This window comes from Microcystis sp. LE19-8.1F (genome assembly GCF_027531715.1).
GTDB classification, from domain to species: domain Bacteria; phylum Cyanobacteriota; class Cyanobacteriia; order Cyanobacteriales; family Microcystaceae; genus Microcystis; species Microcystis wesenbergii_A.
In genome coordinates this window covers 1-2,942 of record NZ_JAPZSO010000233.1, presented here as the reverse complement: position 1 = coordinate 2,942, position 2,942 = coordinate 1, and the positions used below count along the sequence as shown (strand labels likewise).

4 protein-coding genes and 1 pseudogene are annotated in these 2,942 nt (G+C 45.5%); 2 read left to right on the top strand and 3 right to left on the bottom strand.

What is annotated here, in order from left to right; translation table 11 throughout:
• Positions 1 to 233 precede the first annotated feature (233 nt).
• The gene (locus tag O9334_RS21185) at positions 234 to 827 is read right to left on the bottom strand and encodes a hypothetical protein (protein WP_288002345.1); all 594 of its coding nucleotides are present in this window, start codon (positions 825 to 827) and stop codon (positions 234 to 236) included.
• A gap of 86 nt (positions 828 to 913) precedes the next feature.
• Here O9334_RS21185 and O9334_RS21180 point away from each other — a divergent pair, with 86 nt between their 5' ends.
• On the top strand, positions 914 to 1,354 hold the full coding sequence (locus O9334_RS21180; protein WP_002741759.1) for a hypothetical protein: 441 nt from the start codon (positions 914 to 916) through the stop codon (positions 1,352 to 1,354).
• Here O9334_RS21180 and O9334_RS21175 read toward each other — a convergent pair.
• Together O9334_RS21175 and O9334_RS21170 are read right to left on the bottom strand one after the other, a co-directional pair.
• Positions 1,351 to 1,638 carry a YggT family protein gene (locus tag O9334_RS21175; protein WP_045356251.1) on the bottom strand — a complete coding sequence of 96 codons (288 nt, stop codon included), beginning with the start codon at positions 1,636 to 1,638 and terminating at the stop codon, positions 1,351 to 1,353. The two genes, O9334_RS21180 and O9334_RS21175, sit on opposite strands and share 4 nt — an antisense overlap.
• Before the next feature lie 274 nt (positions 1,639 to 1,912).
• Positions 1,913 to 2,545, bottom strand: coding sequence for a 6-bladed beta-propeller (locus O9334_RS21170; RefSeq protein ID WP_288002341.1), 633 nt, complete (start codon positions 2,543 to 2,545; stop codon positions 1,913 to 1,915).
• Positions 2,546 to 2,802: 257 nt separating this feature from the next.
• Between O9334_RS21170 and O9334_RS21165 the strand changes: the two are divergent.
• A pseudogene (locus tag O9334_RS21165) lies at positions 2,803 to 2,942 on the top strand (Rpn family recombination-promoting nuclease/putative transposase); the annotation flags it as partial.

The window sequence follows — 2,942 nt, the reverse complement described above, 5'->3', positions numbered from 1 at the left end:
TGGCACCATGCCATCCTAGATGGGGTTGAAGGGCTTGCTTTAAGGCGCTATACTGATTCATAGGGTTTTCGAGATTAGTGCTATTTCTCATAAAACCCTACTCCCGCCTACTTTTCAAGCTTTTTGTCCTGTACTTAGATCTAACCACCTCTTGCCTCTTGCCTCTTGCCTCTTGCCTATCTTCACTAGGAAATTAATTTTGCACGACTACTTAACCGAGCAGTGATCTTCCTTCAGGTCAGAAAACGCCAATTAGGGCGATTCCACCGATATATTCCTTGTATTTCCCATTCTTCACCGTTTTGAAAGCGAATACGGCAACTAACAGGGGGGGAGTCATCCTCACTTTCATGTACTTCTATTACCTCACAGGGAAACCAGTCGCAACTATCGGCAGCGTCTGCGGGAATCCATTCCCATAATCCATTAGACACCTCGATCGTATCTCCCACCTGTAATTTTTCTCTGGTTAACCTTAATTTTTGTAAATATTCTTGCCAATGAATCGGTTTTATGCTATTCAACCAAGCCAAGCCATACTGATCGCGGATAAATTGTACCGCACCGGAAGGGCGATCGTTAAGCCAATCATTGAGGAGAGAACTTTTCCAAGCTAAATTTTCCCGTTCTTGTTTGAGGATAAATTCCAGCAAAATCTCCCTTTGCATAGATGTTAATTCGTCGAGGGGATTGCCATCAGCGAGGGAATTTCGCTCAAAAAACACCTCTAACAAAATTTCTTTTTGTTGTTGATTGAGAGGACAGGATAAAGCCTCACACTGGAGAAAAGCCGCTTTGAGAGTGGTTTCAATCTCATCTCGATCCATCAGAGTCCTAAAAAAGCTGATTTCAAAGGGTGACGATCCACGATAATCTAAGTATTGGGGAAATCATACCGTAAAATCACTCATCTATGACACCACGCTCGCTCACCGTTTTACTGCTTTCTGTTCTTTTCTGGCTGTCTAGCTGGCTTATCATCCCTACTGCTCAGGCTTTGACCCCAATTCAACTATTAGATGTATCTTATAAAGACTGTCCCCCCGAATTAGCCGAGGGGAGTGTCACCAGTGGGGGAACCAGTTTTCCGGCTAATTGTTTTTTAATCACCGGCAAAGCTAAAAATAATTCCGGAAAAACCGTCTATGATGCCGATGTTTTTGGTCGGATTTACGATGCTAACGGGGAACCGGCTTTACAAAATCGTAGCCGAGTCGGGGCAATTCCAGAAGTGCCGCCGGGGATTAGTGATTTCGAGATCAGAATTTCTGTTTCTACCAATCAACCAACCCCCTTGCGACTGGAAAAATTCAAAGCTTCCGGTTTTACCAGTAGTGTGGATCCGCGGATTTAGAAACCGCTGCTGACCAGACTTTCGGCCCCTGTGGCTACGACACTCTGAACGACGTTGAGCAGCAGGAAAGCGAGAATCGGGGAAAAGTCCATCCCGCCTAGGGGTGGGATAATCGAGCGAAAGAGGTTTAAATAGGGATCGGTAATCGGGCTAAGAAAAGACATAATCTGATAGGCCCAACCGGCATTTTGGAACCAAGTCAGTAGAACCCTAATAATTAGGATTACCGAGTAAATTTGCAGGAAATTGTTGATTATCGTCAAAATAAACCCTATATCGCTCATAAATAAATCTTTCCTCAAGGGGGCGTGATGGTCAGTCTAGCTTTGATCTTACCAAAAAAATCGTCTTTAGTTACTCTCGCCGCCCTATCTTAGTGGTTTTAACCAGCTATCGGCCTTGCTCGGGGTTGACGGACACCGGGTAAGAAAACTGAATAACAATAGCATCGAAGCCGTCGTGAGAGCAATTACAAAGACAGCAGCACAATTAAAGCTTTTAACCGCAAAGGGTGGAGAATTAGGAAAATTTTAACTGATCTCCCCACCCCAAGCGCGATTAACGACTTTTAGCGAGGCGACGCACCACTAAACCACTACCTAGTATGCCTAATACGATAATACCAAAAAGTTCGGGAGTGGACACTGGCGGCTGACTCTCGCTGAATGCCTGTGCGCCATCGTTGTCGGCATCGGCTACATAGATATTATCACCGCTATCGACGGTGATACCACGGGGGCGATTGATCTGAACGTTCCCCGAACTGGAGCTACCGAAAGCGGACTGTAAGACACCGCTGGGGTCGAATACCTGTACGCCATGGTTGTCGGCATCGGCTACATAGATATTATCACCGCTATCGACGGCGATACCGTTGGGGTTATTGAACTCACCGTTCCCCGTACCCAAGCTACCGAAAGTGGACTGGAAGACACCTCTGGGGTCGAATACCTGTACGCCATGGTTGAACGAATCGGCTACATAGATATTATCACCGCTACCGACGGCGATACCGTTGGGGTTATTGAACTCACCGTTCCCCGTACCGGAGCTACCGAAAGCGAAAGAAAAACTGGCTGCAGTGGCACTGGTGGCGATACTAATACATCCGATCGCAGTGGCCGTGACTAGGGAAAAGGATTTCAGCCGAGCCTTTGATAAGCTATGCTTCTCTAAACTTTTGTGATTCATAAGCGTAGATAATTACATAAAACTTCATAAAATTAAACTGATTGTAACCTACCCCTTCCTCTAGCAATTGTCAAGAAATTTCTGGGAAGATGTGACAAATTTGCCGATATCTATACAATTAGTCGATGAGTAGAATTGAATTTTGCCGATAATGTATTCCGCGCTACGATTCTCCTCGGCAACAGTTACGGCGAATACAGGATGTGAACACCGGCGACCGAGGGTATCCTAGGAGAAACGGAAAGTAATCCCTGAAGATGTTTGATAATATTTGTAAATTTATCGCCGAAAACTTCTCCGATGATCTAGCCACTTGGTTATTGGGTTCTCCCCTCTCCTTAACCGTACTCGACCCGACAGAATTACAATTAGACCCCATTCGTGCCGATTCTCTGAT